Source organism: Legionella cherrii (assembly GCF_900635815.1).
GTDB classification, from domain to species: Bacteria; Pseudomonadota; Gammaproteobacteria; order Legionellales; family Legionellaceae; genus Legionella; species Legionella cherrii.
On sequence record NZ_LR134173.1, the window covers coordinates 988,210 to 1,008,320 of the forward strand.

Here is a 20,111-nt window from a genome sequence, read left to right on the forward strand (position 1 = left end):
CTGAGGTATATTATAATATAAAGTATGAGAAGGATTTATAGCATCTGCTAAACGATAGGAGATTCTAACTATGGACGTGGATATTTTATATATAGAAGACGATATTTTTGATATTGAAGCGATGCAACATGTATTTGCCAAAATGGAAAAAAAGGTGAATATTGCTATAGCCAAGGATGGGAAACAAGCACTGGATATGTTGTATGGACGTCATGGCAAGCAAAAAATTAACCCGAGGGTGATATTGCTTGATCTCAACTTACCCAAGATGAATGGTATCGATTTTTTGAAGGAAGTAAGAAAAACGTTTGATTTTGATAAAGTTAAAGTTTTTTTACTTACCGGTGAATATACGACTAAAGAAAAGATTGCTAAAAGTGAGTTACATGTATCAGGCTGCATCATCAAGCCCTTGCAATATACCGATGCACTCAACATTGCATGGTGTCTTTCTGCCAGCGAAGAAATATCTAAACTACTGTTTATGCAGTAATTGCAACAATGCCAGTACGATTTAAATTCACTGAACTCGTAATATCCAGCTATTTCTGAAAAATAATGGGATACCCCTAGGCTAAAACAATCAATTTTATTCCTCGAAATCTGAAATAATACTTGGTGTGACACTATATTGTTGTATCGAAAGAATTTTTTTATAGAGACCGCTTTCCTCTTTTGGCCCCTTGCTTTAAAATTCTTTTGTGGATGCAAAGAATAACAATAATTTGCCAACCTGGAAGGTAAAAATTATTTATTATGTTAGACCGCGCCAATGAGGAACTCTATGGGGTATACATTCAAAAGATTTTATCTTGCAATGATGTTAGTCGTTGTAAGTCCTATTCTTTCCGCAAAGGCAATTATCGATGCCGACGTACTTCAAAAGTTTAAATATCCCAAAGGTTCAAAGCAGGCCACATTATCACTTCTGGTTTTCTTGCATAACCAATTGGAAAAAGAATCGTTTATCGAGGAAATCAAAAAAATTCCCGATGTAAATATTCAAGATTTAGGGTTTATGCCTGCAGTCGCACTCCAAGTTCCAAAAGATCGCAACATACTCTATCAAATTGCTCATTTAGACGCAGCGGCACAAATTTCTTCACATACCGCAGCCTCACCGGAGTTGGATGTTAATGCCCAAGTGATAAAATTGGCGCCTTCATCTTTTTATCCGAATGTAAATAATTGGTGGGCGCATGGTTATACTGGTCAAAAAGGGATTGTTGGCATAATCGACACTGGGGTCGATCCTTTGCATCCTTCTTTGTCCAACAAAAAATTAATAGTGCAGCAAGATGTAGGTTCTGGGTACTCAAATCATCTTAATGGCGTAAAAGAACCCCATGCAACAGGGGTAGCCTGTATTTATGCGAGTAACCATGAAAAATACAAAGGCATGGCTTATGGAGTATCTACCATCATTTCTGGGTTAGCTGGAGAGGAAACCGCGGATCCCACAAGTATTATGCGTACTATGGAAACTTTGGATTGGATGGTGAACCGTTCTGAAATTAAGCCCACTATTATTAATTACAGTATGGGAAATGGTCGACTGGATTTAAATTGTCCTGCATGTCCTGAATGGAGCGGGCTCGCAAAAGTCATAGACTATGTGGTGAATACCCAAAAAATCCTCTGGGTAAAATCAGCGGGAAATGCTGGATATATAGAGCCAGCACATCAATTTACTTTTGCCACAACGCTAACCGTTCCTGGTGATAATTACAATGGACTTACAATTGCCAATATGAATACAGTGGTTACTGAAAATGATTCGGTTATCGTCAAAACAGCAGATAGAAGCAAACATCGAATAAGGGAAACCAGCAGCCGAGGGCCTACACCATTTGGAAGACGTAAACCTGATTTAACCGCCCCAGGTCATGATACCTTTACATGCGCGCCTGATCCTAAAGTCTATGGCTTTGTCTATTCGAATGCGATGAAGTATAAAGATGGATACCGCCTCATGGGTGGCACCAGTTCTGCAGCACCGCATGTAGGTGCTTCTGCCTTGTTATTACAGGATGCAGGAATTACTAATCCTATGGCCATCAAAGCCTTACTTATTAACAGTGCAGATACCTGGACTGATGCCGGTACAGCAGACTCTGGACATACTAAAATCATGGGCTCCGCGTGGAATAGAACCTACGGCTGGGGGTATCTCAACATGGAAAAAGCATTTCAACAGAAAGATAATATTATAGAAAGTGAGCTAACAGTAGAAAAACCAATATGGGAATATGAAACCACGCTTAAAAGAGGGCAAAAGGTTACCCTGGTTCACGAACGACGTGTGGGTTACACTGCGGAAGGAAATGAATGGAAGCTGAGTCATTTGGCATTAACTCTTATTGATTTAGAACACCAAAAAGTGATTGATAGCGACAACAGTCCTATCGATACGGTACATCAAGTTGCAAATTGTAAACGTGAACCTCAAGAAACAAAATGTTCTGAGGAAAGTAAAACAATGAGAGTTTTAGTTCGAGTGCAATTATTAAATAATTTCATCGAAGGCAGTTCCAGTGAACCTTTTGCTATTGTGGTTCCTCCGAATGAGAATTCCGTTAAAAACTCTGAACAATAATCGTCTATGAGTTTTAGTAATAAATATGCAACCACTTTTTGAGAAGCTTGGAGATGCAAAATCCGACATCAATGCAACTTACAACCTGATAATAACTCTCTTTATAACGCGTTACCGATGAACCTCTCCGATGAATCGATAACCTGGATCGCTAATATCGAATTAGCATAATTTAATCGCGTCGATAATGTTGCAAGCTATCAATATCATCCAGAACTAACACTGGATTCTCGGGCAAGCATGGGAAACGCCAAAATCATGTAAATCAACATCCGGGGTTAAGGAACAACCGAGCGCATAATTGGATTTTGCAGGGAGATAAGGGTTTCGGTTGATTGCACTTCCTCAATAAGCTGAATTTTATTCACCAATAGTTGCTGTAAGGTATCAATCGACTGGCACATGACTTTAATAAAAATATTAAAATGATGCCCAATAGTGTAATAAGCCTCAAGGACCTCTTCCAGAGCTTCTAACTTTTTAAGGACGGATTGGTAATCTTTCGCATGATTCAGAGTTATCCCGATAAAACAACAGACATCATACCCCAGCCGTTTGGGGTTAATGTGCACATGCACCCCTTCAATAATACCTGCTTGTCGCATTTTTTCAACGCGAACATGAATTGTAGCCGGGCTTACAGCATAAGCTTTAGCTAATTCTGCATAAGCTGTACGTGCATTTTTTATTAATGCATGGAGTATTTTTTTGTCAAGATCATCGATTTGATAATTTTCCAGGTCTTTCATGGGGTATTTTTATATATAATTTAATTTAATTGCTATTTTATTAAATATTATTTTTTATATCCATACATATTTTAATTTGATAATAAAAATAATGGAAAAATACAATATAATGTTAACTTAATTATATTGTGGGGTAGTTGAATGAAACAGGCATTTATTGAAAAACAAAAACAAATAAGTTTTGTGAAATCTTTTTTTTCTCGTGAACTCGAACACCGGTTAGGCCTCGTTGAAGTGCAAGCACCATTATTGGCTTGTGTAGGTGATGGTGTGCAAGATAATTTGTCAGGTACAGAACAAGCAGTTTCAGTCAAGGTTAAAGCCATACCGGATCGTACTTATGAGATCGTTCATTCCTTAGCTAAATGGAAAAGAAAGTTACTCGGAGAATTCGCCTTTCCAACTGGAGAAGGCATTTATACCCATATGATCGCTTTAAGACCTGACGAAGAGGTATTAAGTGCGACTCATTCTGTGTTGGTGGATCAATGGGATTGGGAACGTGTTATTGATACTAAAGACCGTGGCTTGAATTATTTAAAACAAACGGTCATCGAGCTCTATGATGCCATAAAAAAAACGGAAAAAACGGTCAGTGATCTTTATGGTTTAACTCCATTTCTACCCTCATACATTCATTTTATGTATACAGAAGAATTACTTGCTTTATATCCTAATCTATCTCCTAAAGAAAGAGAGCGGGCTATTACCAAAAAATATGGTGCTGTTTTTTTAATTGGAATTGGAGGTTCTTTATCAAATGGAAAACCGCATGATGTTCGTGCTCCAGATTATGACGATTGGAGCTCAGTCAATGAGGTGGGATTTACAGGCTTAAATGGAGATATTCTAGTATGGAACCCAATCATCGATGATGTTTTTGAAATTTCTTCTATGGGTATTCGAGTGAATGAAGCCATATTGAAATATCAATTGGCATTAACAGGCCATCAACATCGTTTGGATTATGATTGGCATCAGCGATTGATTTCTGGCTCTTTGCCGCAAACAATTGGTGGTGGCATAGGGCAATCGCGTTTGGTGATGCTGCTGTTGCAAAAAAAGCATATTGGGCAAGTTCAATGTGGTGTTTGGCCTGATAAATGTATCGAAATTTGAGGCATGCGAACATGTTGATCATAGATGGGGAGAAGCGAAGCGCTTAAGCTAAGATCAACATGTTACTTCTACCTTCTTATCAGAATTTGTGTTTCATGGGTTGCGCCAGGGTATTTTCCGGCATGATTTAGGAAGCTCAGAACCATTTTAGTGGTTTACTAGATATTGATTTCTTCCCATTATATATTAATGGATAAGGGGCAATTGAGAAAATGGTCATCCATGAAACTTATAATTAATAAAAAAAATAGTGCAGAATCAATCACTCTGGATCTGCAGTCATCAACAGCAGTGAATGAATTGATGTTTCTTCTTTATGCTCGCAGGAGTAACCATTACGAACAGTTTTCTTTTAGTGAATATCAAAAATTTATTTCGGTTTATCAGTGTGTTTTGTATGCGGATCGATTTAAAAATCAATTACTTTCAGACACTCATTTAAGTGACTATCAGCTTGAGGATCCCTGTCATTTGATCTGGGAAGAGTTCCCTGAGGAACAGTGCCTATTAGTTCCTAATGACGATAGAGAGAGACGGTTTCTTTTTTGGAATCCCAGCACGAACGCAAGTAGAGCGAAAATTAAAAAAGAGTCTTTCTCGGACGATAACAAGCTGCATATGCCACCCAATGCCCTTTAAAATGGGTATACGATAAATACAGCATGTTTAGGTTTGATCACCACCTGAAATGGTGCTGCGCGATTTAAAAGCCGGCACAAGGATCCATGGCGTCAACAGAGTTGAAATAAGTGCTCTTGTGAACCTGGCTTGGGTGAATGCAGAACCTGCTTGGGTTCTGCAGGTGCAAATACATTTTTAACATAAGGTCCCGTAGCTTGAGGTTTTTCGATATGTACTAAATCTTTTTTAGGTTGAGGGGGAAAACCTAATGCAGACAATGGATTAAGGGTTTTCTCTTTAGGCGTTTCTAAATCGAGTGTGGTACCTTTATTCGTTTCTGCTAATACAACTTCCTGTTGTTTAAACCGGTATAAATTAGTTAAGACAATAGCGGATTCAAGCACCATCATGGCAACACCGAGTATGGGATTCAGCGCAAAACCAATAGCCACAAACAATCCAGCTGCCACTAGAGTAATGACTGAGTTATAAGTTAAGCTCACAAACAAATTTTGGGCAATATTTTGTTTGGTTTTGGCTGCCACATCAAATGCAGTGGCGATAGGAAATAATACGCCTTGCTGAATTACGATACCTGCTTTTTGTTGGATGACCTTATCACCAATACGAGATTTAACTGCAATGGCGAGATCAGCGTATGCAAAGGCTTCCAGATCATTGATGGCATCGCCTACCATCGCCACTTTATATCCTTTGCGTCTTAGCTCTTGGATGTAATTTTTTTTAGGTTTCTCATTAGGCTTAGTGGCCGTACCTACTGTATTTGCACTAATATTTTGGGGGGAAATACCTAGTAATGCAGCATATTTTTCTGCAGTGTCTTGATCTGCGCCGGTACAAATGTGTACTGTTTTTCCAAGCTCTTTTAATTGTTCTACAGTAGCAAAAGCGTCTTCACGTAGAGGGTCAAATAAAGCAATTTGCCCTATGACTTGGGTCCCGCACACAATATATACAGAACCCTTTTTAGGATCATTATAAGGTTCATTTATCGTAGTAATTCCATTCGCCAGCAGCATCTCTTTATTGCCTACCATGAATGTTTCGCCATTAATGACGCCTTTGATGCCCGAATGGTAGCTTTTATCAACGGAGGTTATTTCTAACTGCTCGTCTGCAACAATGCCTTGGTCTGCTATATAAGACTTAATAGTTGTTGCCATCGGATGCTCGGATTGGCTTTCTAATAATGCGAGGTGGCGCAAAAATCTTTTATCGTCAATTTTTAGTGATTGAACCACACTTTTTCCTTGGGTAAGGGTGCCATTTAAATCAAAAACAACGGTATCTATATCAGATGCTGCTTGTAAATCTTTTCCATTGTTAAACTGAATTCCGTTTTCAGAGGCTTTTTTCATGCCGATTTTAACTGCCATGGGTGTAATCAAACTCAAAGCGCAGGGACATGCACTGACAAGAACGGAGATCACGCATTGAATAGCAAGTGCAGGAGTAAACAGAGAACCTATGACAATACCCGAAACAAGAGCGACTAAAAGTAAACCAGGAACAAAATACTTCACTACTTGATTTGCAAATAGCTCGACGGGTGCTTTTTCATCATTGGCTTTATCAATATTTTCTGCGATTAATGACAGGTAAGATTTTTGATAAGTAGTTGTAACGCGCATTTCCAATGAAGGAATATGATCGGCTAAGCGCATACCGGCTTTCACCTCATCCCCAGGCTTGAACTCCTTAAGCTCGGGAGAGCCATCAATGCGAGTCGTATAAAGCAATGCTTTCTGCGTTAATATTCCATCAACCGGAATCACCTCTCCTTTTCTAATGATGATCTTATCGTTAGGAATTAAATTTCGGACAGAAATTTCTTTATTGGGTTTACCCTTTAATAGGACTGATAGAGGCAAACAATCACGTACATCTAATTTTTTTTCAATTGCACCGACTAAGGTATGTTCAATTCCTTCACCTAAATGCCAAAACCCCAAAACTAATGGAGCCGCCTCGAACATCATAGGGAGTCCTGGAACAAACAGGCTTGCAAGCGACACCGCGACGATAGTTAAAGTGCTGATCGTGTATAAAGCAGTAGTATCCCACTTCTTTTCAAGCAATGAATACCATGCTGATTTATATACATTATATCCCAAATATAAGGTCATCAAAGTGGTAAGCCCAGTTATGAGAATATAGGCTGTTAGAGGAATATTAAAACTGGCAATAGAGAGAGCGAGCAGACCTATTCCCCAAATCAAACCTAATGCAGCTTTAAGCCAATGATTTTCATGACCATCCTCATCAGAATGACCGTGACCGTGACCGTGACCGTGACTGTGGCCGTGACCGTGCTCATGACTATGGACATGACCCTGACCATGGTCTGGAGACTGTGTATGAGAATCTGCATGGGCATGCTCATGCGGGTTACGTTTTTTTCGCTTCTTTTTAAGATGTTCAGAATGTACAGGTTTGGATGGAGAAATAGGATGTTCATGCGGTGTTTCCTCATCATACCAAAGGGTTTCATTCTCCATCAATTCGGTGAGTGCGATCCCTTTTTCCATTAAAGGCTCAGCGATTGTTGTTTGTAAAACTTGGGCATTTGGGGATTTACATAATAAGCTGATACTTGGGTTAGGAGCAGTCAAATCGATGGCCACCCGTATTAACTTCAGGTTGTGGGTATCATGTAAAATTTGTTCGATGTTTGCTGCAGTTTGTTCTTGGGCGAAAAGTTGGGCGTCACCTGAAAGGCGGAATCTATAATAATTAAGATACATGGTTTCCTCCATTTATAGGACATATAGATGTTAATGAGGGGTAACTATCCACTTTTTGTAAAAGCCCACTGGTAGAGAGCTTTCCTGACTTTATCAGTTGTACGTCAATATTAATTTCAGACATATCATGACCATTACAGTACTTTTTAAACCTAACGATTCGATTTTTGAGTCTGGTTCAGCAAAGAGTTTTCTGCTAAAAAATCGCCAGATTAGTGACTGCTAAACATTCTAATATCAAAAAAGTGTTATATTGTAACATTCTCTTGCCAAAGAACAAGACACTTTTAATGATTTTTAAACCAAAACAAGTTTTCCAATGAATTTAATTATTTTTTTGTAAAATAAGGTCGGTTTAAACACCAATGCTCACTTCAGCCAAGGGAGCTCTGACCACAAAACGGTACTACAGTGTGGAAACCCCTCACTGTGTTCGATTTTGACCTTGTTTATGACCAACAGAGTGGAATGGTAAACAGACCCTAAGGACTGTGGTATAATAGAATATTCGAGCACTTTAAATAAAAATGATTGATGAAATACACTTTGTTGGACAAGGCCTATAAGCATTGTATAAAACATGGCTACCGATTTACGGAGCCTAGGGAGCGTGTCCTCAAAATATTAGAGGATGCGAGAAAACCTCTTGGTGCTTATGAAATTCTGCAAAGATTATCCCAACAAATTGAGAATCCAAAACCACCTACAGTTTATCGTGCTATTCAATTTTGGCATCAAGAAGGGTTTATCCATTGTATTGATAGCCTTAAATCCTATGTTGCTTGTTTGCATGGACATCATGTGGGGCAGGCGCAATTTCTCATTTGCAATCAATGTGATTTTGTCAAAGAATTAGAATGCATTATTGATTTCGCGGCAGTTACAGAATTTGCAAATTCAATTGAATTTTCAATCATTAATTGTACTGTAGAAATTAAAGGGCTGTGTGAGCAGTGTAAGCGGAACAATCTAAAATCAGAGAAGTTGATCTAAGAAATGACAGAAAACTCGAATCATGAAAGTGATTTAAGAATAGGTTATTTCTGTTTGAGCCGCATGGGCACTTTGAGTTTCTATTGGACTGCCGCATTCTTCTTGTGAGGATTTCATTATAGATTTGTCCTGTGTCTTTGGAAAAAATGAAACCATGCTTCCATGTTTTGATTTTCCGGAATTCCGGCTGCTTACTTCAGCAGAACTGGGTTGAGGAGCCGGTTTAGGGTGATAAGAGCCTATAATCTGCAAAGCCGTTTGATTATCATGTTCCTTAGCGATGTCGTAAGCTGTGTTTTCATGGGTGTTCGTGAGTTCGGCCTTGGCCCCTGCTGCTAAAAGCATTTGAAAGAGTGCGGGCTTCTTTTGTGTGTAGGATGATTTGCAGGCTAACATTAAGGGAGTCATCCCTGAGGCGTTTTTCGGATTCACTTCAATACGGTTATCACGAAGTAGCAGTTTCACAATCGCCTCATTGCCATATTTACAAGCAATTCCAAGTGGAGAATTTCCAGCATGATCGCAAGATTGGTTGATGTTTATTTTAGGAATATTTTTGAGTTGATTCATAAGGTCTGCTCGATTGCATGCTGCTGCATAAAAGAGTGCATGTTCTAATTCGGATTGACTGATTACAGGAGATTTTTTATCTAAGTGCAGTAGTTCGCGTACGGTATTGCGATCATCATTTTGCACGGCCAGAGCAAGAGCTCCGTAACCACGACAATTGGTGATTAGGAGGTTTTTTGAGTGGATAGGGTATAATGAGCCAAGCCCCCGGATATGTTCAGTTAATCTTCGCTGACCTGTTTTCGCAACGAAAGAACAATGAACTATTAAATGCTTGCTGGTTTCAAAAAGTGATTGATACAAAATGGGGACCAGTTCTTCACTCGTTAAAAGTTGATAGGGGTATTCCTCAGTTTGTTCATACAAGTGATTGATATCCAAAAACAACCAAGTATTGTCTTTATGCTTTTTAAAGCCCACCGTATGTTCTTCGCTGCTGCATACCACCACGACTTGATTTTTAGCGTTGAGGAGCACATTAAGTTGATGAAAAAATTCGTTAACCTCTTTGGGGGATGCGAAGCTCATTGTTTTACTAAAAAGATTTTTAACGGTATTTTGATTTCTACTCAGGTTCAATTGAATCATCTTGTAGATGATATCGATGTCGGACTGCTGGATTGATTGGGCATAAATCTCAGCATAATCATCGGGAGATTGAGCCAGGCAGATGGCTTCAAGAAAGGGCTTTATTTCATTGAGTTTTCGCTCTTTTTTGGTTAATGACTGACTTGCTTTTATTTTTTCGGTAATTGAATGTAAGGTATGGAGTAAGGTTGCCTTTTCTTTTTTAATTAAGTTAAGTCGATTATAAAATTGATAATCTAACCCTAGAGCTGCTTCCTGTGCCCAGGTTAATGTAAAACCATGGCATACACCATCGCCATGTTCATAATTAAATTTATCAAAAAGAGTTAATAAATCTTCATGCTCTAAAGCATTACGTTTTGATGTAAAGTAGGATAAGGACGGAATTATTTGATTAAATGATATCAACTTAAGTTTCAATACAATCAGTAGACTGATTAAGAGAAACAAATAAACGAGGTATATCATTATACTTGCCAGTGAATTCCCTTTAGTAAAATCAAATCATAATCACTAAACGAAAGCAACTGAATCCCATCGCGTCGATTGGAACATTCGAAATAATTGGCTATTTTTTATAATAAGTTCCATTGGCATAGACATTATGTCCAAAACCACAATCAAAATCAGCACCTTCTTGTTTTACAGACACCATTCCTGGTTTGATGAAGGTTATTGTAATGGTACATTGGCCAAATTCAGATGAAGAGTAAATTGCAGTATCCCCTTTAATACGGGCTATGCCGGATAATTCTCCAGTATTGGCTTGAAGCGCTCCGTTGGCGATATAAGGGTATATTAACTGGAAAGAAATTTTAATTTTTCCACCACCCAATGCATGGACAGTGAGCGTATTGGTAACATCATTATGAGGGGCAGGAAAATGCATAATGAAGGTACCATTCACTTCTTCTTTAGAGACACTGTCCCTATGCGTTTCAGTAAAACCAAAGGTTGAGTAGGTGAACAGTAGACTGCATAAGATGCTTTTAATAATCCAATGATTCATGATGTTTGAGCTATTATTTGTATTGATTGCTTAAAGCTATCATGAATGTACCCTTAAAACCATCCCATTCAGGAAGACATCATTCAGTTACAATTTGTCTCAGAAAATTAATGGTTTCATCAACGACTATATCTTTGTCGTTATCTGCTGTAACAATATGATAACTGTTCGTTAAAATGACTTTCTTCTTAGTTTTAGATTGAATCTTTTTTTCTAGAAATCGTACATTACGAACACTTGCTGTTTCATCTTCAGCGGCATGGATCATGAGCACAGGACAATTGATATTCGCTAAATGTCGTTTCACGTTTTTGTTTAATCGCTGTGCCTCATAGAGCCGGTAATAGGATATCTTTGAGCCACCTGTAATTGAGTATCGGTTTTCTTGCATTTCATCTTCGATCATTTTTCTTGTTTCTTCATTTTTAATCCCATAGGGTGCTTTTTCTTTATAATAAAAAAAATATTTCAGCGGCGTGTGATAGATAATCGGCGATAAAAAAGAATACCAGGGCACGGCCCAACCATCATAAAAAAAGGAGGGGGAAAGAATGATCAACGATTTAACTTGTGAGGGAAACAATGCGGCAAGTTTCAGACTGAGAATAGAACCAACGCATAACCCCCCAACTGAAACAGTTTTATATTTTTGTTTCATGCGCTGAAAATAGTGAGCTATTGATTCTATCCATTCTTCATGAGGGACATTCGTGTTTTTATCTTTAAGATAGGCATAGCCATCGATATGAGGAATTTCAATGCTATAACCTTGTTGATTGAGATTTCTGGCTAAATACATTAATTCAAGCGGCGTACCACTCAGCCCATATAATAATAAGACGGCGTGTTCTCCTCCCTCAAAATGGATATCCTGATGCAAATTATTAGCGGGGAACGAGTGTGCAATCGGTTTTTTAAATTGCAGTTGCTCTAAAAGATAATGACTCAATGATGCAATGTGATCGTTTTCGAAAAATACCTCATTCGTTAAAGTAATCTTATCTCCTAAAAGCTTTTGCAGCGTGTTTTTAAATTCAATGAACATTATGGAGTCAAGGCCCAGTTCCAAAAAACGACGCTCTGGATCAATCACGGTCTCGTTAGGTAAATGCGCCACCTCTTTAACGAGCTGTTGCAGATAATTTTGCAAAAGTATTGGGCGTTTATCCTCTGACGTTTCTTCAAGAATGGACAGCAGTTGATTTTCCAATTTCTGATAAGGCAGATTATTTTCTTTTAAATCATCTGTTGCACAATAGGAGAATAAGGGGGTAATTTTATTTTCCTCTATGAGTTCTTTGCATTTGATTCGCTGTAATTTACCACTGGTGGTCTTCGGAATTGATTTGGGAGGTACTAACAGGATTTGTTTTGCTGCAAGATGAATTTCCTGGGCGAGCATTTGATTGATCTTAATGGTCAGTTCAGGACAGAACTGCGGATCAGCATTTGCTTTCACCTCAGCGACCACAACCACTCCTTCTTCATCATTAAATTGACTTGCATAGGCTACGACACAGCTTTTGCGAATCAAGGGATCGGCATGAGCAACGGCTAATTCAATATCATGGGGATAATAATTTTGGCCACGAATAATGATCATATTTTTTATTCGCCCACAGACATACAATTCATTCTGATATAAAAAACCAAGATCACCTGTCCGCAAATAATGCCCTTGATCTGGGTTATTTTTGAGACGAGCATGAAATGCTTTCTCTGTTTCATCTGGGTTATTGTAATAACCTTTTGCTACAGACCGACTTTGTACCCAAATTTCACCAATTTCCAAGGAAGCACATTCGTTCTGATCATTGGGATTCACTATTTTTAAAGGCATTCGTGGTGTTCCGGAACTTACAAGAACCGTTTTTTCTGTTTCGATCCCACATGCCTCAATCAGATTATGTTTTAATTTTTTCTTATTGACTGAAAAGGTTATATCGTCAGTCAAAGATGATTTACCAGATACCATCAGTGTCGACTCAGCTAAGCCATAACAGGGTAAGAAGACATTTCGTTTGAGGCCCGCTTTAGCAAAAGTATTATAAAATAGTTCCATTGTTTTATAGTGGATTGGCTCTGCTCCATTGGCAGCGGCAAGCAAACAACTTAAATCCAGCTGATTGAGCAAATCTGCAGGTGTTTTTAAGGCACATAACTCATAAGCAAAATTAGGTCCCCCGGTGAGGTTGCAACGGTATTTGGAGATTCCCTCAACCCAACGAGCAGGGCGCTGAATAAAATCTAAGGTCGGTAATATAATAGAGGTTCCACCAGCATAAGTTGGTTGGATAATTCCCGCAATTAACCCCATGTCATGATAGGGGGGGAGCCAGGAGTAGGTAATCATATCTTCAGAGTTCTTTTCAGAATTTTGACACATTTCTTTAATAATGCTGGAGTTATCCATAAGATTGGCATGGGTGACTAAAACACCTTTGGGATCAGAAGTAGATCCGGAAGTATATTGAATGAAAGCGACATCGTTTTCTGCACAGGGATAGGCAATTTCTGATGGTGGATTGACTTCCTGCGAGGGGTCAATAAATAAGGTATCAAGACGTGTATCCTTCAGTTGATTCAATAAATGTTCATGAAGACTTGATACCCTTAGAAGCGGCTTTAATAAATGCGGCATAAACTGATCGGTGTTTTGATCGATACGCAACATGTGGGACGTTTTTTTATCAAATAGAATTAATTGAGCTTCTACATTGTTAATAATATGCAAAAATCGATTCATCATCATTTTATTGAGAGGGGGGATCAACGGGACTGCTATCGTCCCTGTAGCGAGACACGCATAAAAGCCCACAATAAAATCCAAACCAGGTTGCGCACAAAGTATTACTCGGTCTTGGGGGTTTGTTCTTTGCTGGATTTGGTACCCCAAATAAAATACCTGGCGACATAACTCATCGTAGGTTATGTAACCCGATTCGCGGTCCTTGTTGATAAATCGATAGGCAACTTTTTGAGGATTTTTATTTTTATGCTGAATAATTTGATGGAAAATTGTGGGAAATGAATACAACGAAGAAGACATTTTTAATACAACCTGTGTAAATATAGAGCCCAATTATTAGAGAGTATAGTAGATAAAACACAAAAAACATCGTTTGATGAGTAATTTTTACTGCACTGCAGCAAATATGGCTCGTCCGGTATTTACAGCGCAAATCCCGCATTAAGAGTAACTAATACGGGTTATTCGTAAAAGACTTGAGAAAATAGTTTATAAATTAGTGTGAAACGCTGGGCGTTTGCACATTCTTTAATAAGAGTGATTCGGAAGGATTTTTTAGCGACCCACGATGCAAAGAAGGGGAGTTCTCTTTTAAACCTTGTTCCAGAAAAACAAATGTTTCAGAATTAATCCAAAAAGGACTCCACGCCAGCATGCCTTTAGGAGTAATTCTAATGGTCTTCCCTGAGGCAAGCTCAAGTGTCCAAATGGCCGGCGGAGATTCATCCCAGTTTTTCCTGTGGATGTTTTCATCCATATCTACGTCCATAATCAACGTTTTTCCATCGGGAGAGACGTGAATACGGGAGCCACTGCTCATCATGCCGTGAGGAATTATTGCATTGAGTGGCCATTTTTTTATTAGATTACCTTCAAAATCCATCCAATAAATTGATTCAATATCATGACTGAGAAAAGAATTTCCATCTGCAGCCCATGCAGGGCTGTATTCATCTTCAGTATTCTTGATGATGCGATAACCACTGCCATCGATATTGATTAAGGCCAGATGCCAATGACTGTCTACAAAGGTATTGAACAGTAATTTTTTGCTATCAGGCGACCATACCGGATTGAAATTATTTGCAGAAGGCATATTTTTCAATTGGGCTACCTTACCTGATGCAAGCTCCACTATAGCCAGGTAACGGTTCCCTGATGGGCTATTATCCATTACATTGTAGGCAATATATTTCCCGTCAGGAGAAATTTCTGGGATGTAACCCTGGGTTACTTTTTGGACTTGACTGCCATCAAGGGAGGCAGTCCAAATGGAACCATTACGTTCAAAAGCAATCATCGGTTTTGCTTGAACAACGACACAATAGACTAAGGCAAACAGGAACAACTGAATTCTCATAAGAAGTACATGTCCTTTAAAATAGAAACAAAAGAGAGTGAATTATTTTCACTGACAAGGCTATTGAGGTCAAATTTCACTTTTAACGCCACCCACCATAGTCGTTTGTTCCGTATTCTTCACCCGCGACATTCTGGGGAATGGAGTTTTTATTGCCTGCACAAGAACCAAGGAATACTACAACGCTTCCTAAATAAAAAATGATGATCATTTTTCGAAACAATCGATATGTACTCATTATACATTCCTAGTTGATTGATAACCGACCGTGTCGATTTACATAATCTCATGCGTACCCGAAAATTCTCAGCCATTTGGCTGAGCCTACGGCCCATTATTTTAAAATGTGAATGCTGCCGAACAGAGTTTATAAGAAGAAAGTACCTGAGACAACTTTTGGGCGTACATAAGTTTAGCGAAATAATAGGTGCGGATAATTTCCCTTTTCCCCATTGGGGAGAAGGGGCTGAGGGATTGATGCCCTACTTAGCAAGAGGAATTCCTTTTTTGCCTTTATCACACTTTATCCTGGGAGGGTCTATTAAAAATTTTAACGGTAAACCTCAGTGAGATTTATTCTTACTTACCATCTATTTATTCACCATATACGGTGATAACATCAGCAGCGATTAAGTAAAGCTAAGGAAAGTGATACTATGAATGAAGGAGTTAATTCATTTGTTTTTTTTGTTGCCTTGATTGCCGGATTCGGTGGTTTTTTATTTGGTTTTGATTCCAGTGTGATTGCCGATGTCAAGGATCAGGTCATGGTTCAATTATCTCTCTCAGAATGGCAATGGTCTCAGGTGGTGAGTATCAGTTTACTCGGTTGCGTTTTGGGCATTCCTTTCAGCGGACTCTTTGCGGATAAACTCAGTCGGCGTTATCTGTTAAAAACAGTTGCTTTAGGTTTTATTTTTGGAACACTTCTTTGCGCACTGACGCATGATCTCACCCTTCTATTAATGGGGCGATTCATCATCGGCATTTGTATTGGCATTGCTTCTTATATTGCGCCATTATTTATCGCCGAAATCGCTCCACCTAATCGCAGAGGAACTTTAATATTAATTAATGGCTTAGCGATCACTTTTGGTCAGGCTATCGCCTATTTAATAGGCTATTTTTTTCATGATTACTCTGTAAACAGCTGGCGATTTTTATTTGCCATGGGCACCATTCCTGCCTTGGTTTTATTTATAGGAATGCATTTTGTTCCTCATTCACCGCGTTGGCTCATGAAAAAATATGGCATCGATAAAGCGCTGTATGCCTTAAAACGGATTCGTCCTTCGGGTTATAACGTTCAAAAAGAAATCGATGAAATTCAGCGAAACTTAAATGAAGTTCAGCCCCAATTTAATCTTTTATTTAAGCCGCCCATTATTTTTGTTCTTTCAGTAGGAATCGCTTTGGGAATATTTCAACAATTTTCAGGGATAAATGCGGTAATGTATTACGGGCCGGTGATCTTTGAATCAGCCGGATTTTATCCGATTTCGAATGCTATTTTAGCTACTTTTTGCATGGGGGTTGTTAATTTTTTATTTACATTATTGACACTATTTTATGTCGATAAACTCGGCCGACGTTTCTTATTGTTAGGCGGTACGCTGATTGCGGCACTGAGTCTTTTCGCGGTTTGCTTGTTATTTAATATGGAATTGCCAAGTCAGAAATTTTGGATTTTAGGTGCTTTATCAATCTATGTGATGGGTTATTGCATTAGTGTTGGCTCTTTATTCTGGGTCCTGATCTCTGAAATTTATCCTGTATCGGTCCGTGGTTTAGCGATGAGTATTGCCACGGTAGTGCAATGGGGGGCTAATTTTGTAGTTTCGATATCCTTCTTAGCAATTTACCAAAATTTAGGTGTACTTACTTTTGTTTTATTTGGTGCATTATGTTTTGCGGCGTTCTTCTTTATTTATTATTTTGTACCCGAGACAACGGGAACTTCCTTGGAAAAAATAGAAAAAAATTTGTTGGCAGGTAAGAAAATCAGAGACATAGGTCAAGAATTATCGGGAATAAAAACAAACGAATTTGAATTGGTGAGAGATTAGAAATGGACAGTACAAATCAACAAAGAACGTGTCGTATAGGAATCATTGGTGCGGGGCGAATCGGTAAATTGCACGCAGAAAATATCAAATATCATTTGCCTCAATTTGAGTTACAAGCGATAGCTGATCCTTATCTGAATAAAGCATGGGCGGATAAATTGTCTATTGCTGGTCAATATAATCAATTTGAGGAAGTGCTTGCGCATCCCAATTTAGATGCCATTTTGATTGCTTCCCCATCGAATTTACATGTGGAACAGATTAAAGCAGTAAGCGAAGCGGGAAAGGCTATTTTCTGTGAAAAACCAATTGGTTTGCATGAAGAAGAAATTTTGGGGGTACTAAAAACAATTCAGGCGAACAATACGTTACTACAACTTGGTTTTAACCGTCGATTTGACCCCAGTTTTTCCCATTTACAAAGACAAGTACAAGCAGGTGAAATTGGTGCAGTGCATCTTGTTAAAATTACTTCTCGCGATCCGGTGTGTCCTACTAAAGAATATTGTGCAACCTCAGGTGGCCTGTTTCTGGATATGACCATCCATGATTTTGATATGGCACGTTTTCTTACTCAATCCGAAGTTGTTGAAGTGTATGCGACAGGTGCTGTGCTGATTAATCCTGATTTTGAAGCATTAGACGATATCGATACAGCAATTATCCAAATGCGTTTTGCTAATGGGGCATTAGGAGTAATTGATAACAGTCGTCAAGCCGTTTATGGATATGATCAACGGATTGAGGTATTTGGCAAGGAAGGAATGTTAATAGCAAATAATCATCTGAAGCATTCCGTGATGCATTACGCCAATACAGTCACAGAGCAAGCGAATCCCGAATACTTTTTTCTGGAACGGTATCATCAAGCTTTTAGGGCAGAATTAGATTCTTTCTATAATGCCTGGCTTCATAACAGTCCAAGTCCGGTTTCTGGAAGGGATGGTTTACAGGCTTTGCGTATCGCACAAGCAGCGAAACAATCTTTAGTGACAAAACTGCCTGTTTCTTTGAGTTGAGGACCTATGACTTATCCACCATTTTATTATGATGTGAAAAGACCTGTTGATTTAATTTGTATGGGGCGTGTGGCTGTTGACCTGTATGCAGAGCAAATTGGTGTATCGCTCAGTGAGGCACAGAGTTTTAGCAAATATTTAGGCGGTTGCGCCGGAAATATTGCTGTAGGAGTTGCACGTCTTGGGCTGAAGTGCATGATGTTTTCTTGTGTTGGCCAGGATGAGATGGGTCGATTTTTAAAACATGAATTAGAACTTGAGGGGGTCAATACGGATTTATTATATGAAACCGAAGATCATTTGACTGGACTCGTCTTACTGGGCATCAAGCCCCCCAATGAATTCCCCTTAATGTTTTATCGTACTGATTGCGCCGACATGCAAATTAAATCGGGGCACATTAACAAGGACATATTACACCAGGCCAAAGCCATTTTAATCACCGGCACGGGATTATCGACCGATGCCATGTTGCACACTACAGAGGAAGTGATTCAGCTTGCAAGACACGCTGAAACTGCCGTAGTACTCGATCTGGATTATCGTCCTGTACTTTGGGGATTGACCGCGCGCGGGAATGGAGAAACGCGTTACTGCTCGAGTCAGAAAGTAAGTAAAACCTACCAAGGCATCGTGCCTTTTTGTGATTTAATCGTCGGTACTGAAGAGGAAATTTGTATCGCGGGTGGGAGTGATGAGGTTCATACTGCACTTAAGAACATCCGGGCATTGACTCAGGCTCCGGTCGTACTCAAGCGAGGTGAAAAAGGAGCTGAGGTATATTTTGCGGGCAACAGCCAACCTTTATCCTCTAAACCATTTCCTGTTGAAGTCCTTAATGTATTGGGAGCCGGCGATGGATTCATGGCGGGTCTCTTATCTGCGTTGTTACAAGGAGGATCTTGGGAGCTCGCTACGACTCATGCAAATGCCTGTGGCGCTTTAGTCGTTACCCGTCATGGTTGTGCTCCAGCCATACCCTATAAAGAAGAATTAGACTATTTTATTGAACATTTTGATGTGAAGCCGCAGATTTGGAACAGTGCTTATTTGCGCCAATTACATCAAAAGAAAGTGACGCATAATCCACAGATTTTGATTAAAAACCCACAAGGGTTTGCTCGGGGAGCGAATGCAATTGTAACTATGGATCCCCTGTCCGATATCGGTATGAATTTTAGCTCGCTTAAATTAGATGCTGGACAAAAATATTTATTTAATGAGCGGTATGAATTTGCGGCATTATTAATGATTGGAAAAGTCGTATTTCATTATGCACATCAAAGCCAACATGCCGAGCGCTATGATTATTTTTCTCAAGAACCTATTGTTTTACATTGTCCTTCAGGTCAAAGTGCCTCGGTTGAAGCGTTAAGTGATTGTGAGATTTTGTTGATTGAAACTAAGAATGACGCTTCCTTTGCTCCTTTATTATTTAACCACGGGAATCTTTTGGAATTGGATAATCGCGGAAAAGATATTTTGGAGGACAGCTCTTACCGCATTGTGAGGACAGTATTTGATAAGCGCAATAGGCCCGAGTCTAATTTAGTGGTGGGCGAAATCATTACTTTCCAAGGACGATGGTCAAGTTATCCCTCCCATTATCATGACCAACCTGAGATCTATCATTACCGTTTTTCTGAACCGCAAGGTTATGCATTTGGGGAGAATGGGAAAGAGATTTTGCGAATCGAGAATTATGATACCTATCACATTGCAAAGGGTCAGAGTCATGCTCATTGTGCGGCGCCAGGATATGCGCTTTATACTCTTTGGTTTATACGGCATTTAAAGGACAACCCCTATATGATGCCCACATTTATTAAAGAGCATGAATGGACGAGAACCAGTAAAGCGAATAATAGGGTATGGAAGAGCAGGTACTGTTCGGAAAAATAAATAAT

The 20,111-nt window shown here is 39.1% G+C and carries 15 protein-coding genes; 8 read left to right on the forward strand and 7 right to left on the reverse strand.

Going from position 1 to position 20,111, the window contains the following annotated elements:
• Positions 1-70: 70 nt before the first annotated feature.
• Positions 71-493 (forward strand): response regulator, encoded by a 423-nt coding sequence (locus EL022_RS04220; RefSeq protein WP_028382513.1) that lies wholly within the window; start codon positions 71-73, stop codon positions 491-493.
• Positions 494-784: 291 nt separating this feature from the next.
• A complete protein-coding gene (locus EL022_RS04225; protein WP_028382514.1) occupies positions 785-2,596 on the forward strand; it encodes a S8 family serine peptidase in 1,812 nt (603 codons plus the stop codon).
• A gap of 278 nt (positions 2,597-2,874) precedes the next feature.
• Here EL022_RS04225 and asnC read toward each other — a convergent pair whose 3' ends face one another.
• On the reverse strand, positions 2,875-3,345 hold the full coding sequence (gene asnC / locus EL022_RS04230) for a transcriptional regulator AsnC (protein ID WP_028382515.1): 471 nt from the start codon (positions 3,343-3,345) through the stop codon (positions 2,875-2,877).
• 141 nt (positions 3,346-3,486) lie between these two features.
• On the opposite strand from asnC, the gene asnA reads away from it, so the two are divergent.
• Positions 3,487-4,464, forward strand: a complete 978-nt coding sequence (asnA, locus tag EL022_RS04235) for an aspartate--ammonia ligase (RefSeq protein WP_028382516.1) — start codon at positions 3,487-3,489, stop codon at positions 4,462-4,464.
• Positions 4,465-4,686: 222 nt separating this feature from the next.
• Positions 4,687-5,103, forward strand: coding sequence for a hypothetical protein (locus tag EL022_RS04240; RefSeq protein WP_051544519.1), 417 nt, complete (start codon positions 4,687-4,689; stop codon positions 5,101-5,103).
• Positions 5,104-5,195: 92 nt separating this feature from the next.
• Here the strand turns inward: EL022_RS04240 and EL022_RS04245 are convergent, their stop codons facing one another.
• Positions 5,196-7,850 (reverse strand): heavy metal translocating P-type ATPase, encoded by a 2,655-nt coding sequence (locus EL022_RS04245; protein WP_028382517.1) that lies wholly within the window; start codon positions 7,848-7,850, stop codon positions 5,196-5,198.
• Positions 7,851-8,384: 534 nt separating this feature from the next.
• Between EL022_RS04245 and EL022_RS04250 the strand changes: the two genes are divergently transcribed.
• Entirely contained in the window at positions 8,385-8,843 is a 459-nt protein-coding gene (locus EL022_RS04250) for a Fur family transcriptional regulator (RefSeq protein ID WP_028382518.1), read from the forward strand.
• Between the two features lie 33 nt (positions 8,844-8,876).
• Here the strand turns inward: EL022_RS04250 and ankG are convergent, their stop codons facing one another.
• From ankG to EL022_RS16045, 5 genes are all read right to left on the reverse strand, one after another.
• Entirely contained in the window at positions 8,877-10,469 is a 1,593-nt protein-coding gene (gene ankG / locus EL022_RS04255) for a Dot/Icm T4SS effector AnkG/AnkZ/LegA7 (RefSeq protein ID WP_028382519.1), read from the reverse strand.
• A gap of 100 nt (positions 10,470-10,569) precedes the next feature.
• On the reverse strand, positions 10,570-11,010 hold the full coding sequence (locus EL022_RS04260; RefSeq protein WP_237761349.1) for a hypothetical protein: 441 nt from the start codon (positions 11,008-11,010) through the stop codon (positions 10,570-10,572).
• A 79-nt stretch (positions 11,011-11,089) separates the two neighbouring features.
• Positions 11,090-14,059 (reverse strand): alpha/beta fold hydrolase, encoded by a 2,970-nt coding sequence (locus EL022_RS04265; protein WP_051544520.1) that lies wholly within the window; start codon positions 14,057-14,059, stop codon positions 11,090-11,092.
• Between the two features lie 196 nt (positions 14,060-14,255).
• Positions 14,256-15,119, reverse strand: a complete 864-nt coding sequence (locus EL022_RS04270) for a TolB-like translocation protein (RefSeq protein ID WP_028382521.1) — start codon at positions 15,117-15,119, stop codon at positions 14,256-14,258.
• Positions 15,120-15,201: 82 nt separating this feature from the next.
• Positions 15,202-15,357, reverse strand: coding sequence for a hypothetical protein (locus tag EL022_RS16045; protein WP_155832679.1), 156 nt, complete (start codon positions 15,355-15,357; stop codon positions 15,202-15,204).
• A 418-nt stretch (positions 15,358-15,775) separates the two neighbouring features.
• Between EL022_RS16045 and EL022_RS04275 the strand changes: the two genes are divergently transcribed.
• Genes EL022_RS04275 through iolC form a run of 3 tightly spaced genes read left to right on the forward strand, consistent with a single transcriptional unit; the run spans position 15,776 to position 20,106 of the window.
• Entirely contained in the window at positions 15,776-17,185 is a 1,410-nt protein-coding gene (locus EL022_RS04275) for a sugar porter family MFS transporter (protein ID WP_028382522.1), read from the forward strand.
• A gap of 2 nt (positions 17,186-17,187) precedes the next feature.
• Positions 17,188-18,204 carry an inositol 2-dehydrogenase gene (iolG, locus tag EL022_RS04280; protein WP_028382523.1) on the forward strand — a complete coding sequence of 339 codons (1,017 nt, stop codon included), beginning with the start codon at positions 17,188-17,190 and terminating at the stop codon, positions 18,202-18,204.
• Between the two features lie 6 nt (positions 18,205-18,210).
• Positions 18,211-20,106, forward strand: a complete 1,896-nt coding sequence (gene iolC / locus EL022_RS04285) for a 5-dehydro-2-deoxygluconokinase (RefSeq protein ID WP_028382524.1) — start codon at positions 18,211-18,213, stop codon at positions 20,104-20,106.
• The last annotated feature ends 5 nt before the right edge of the window (positions 20,107-20,111 follow it).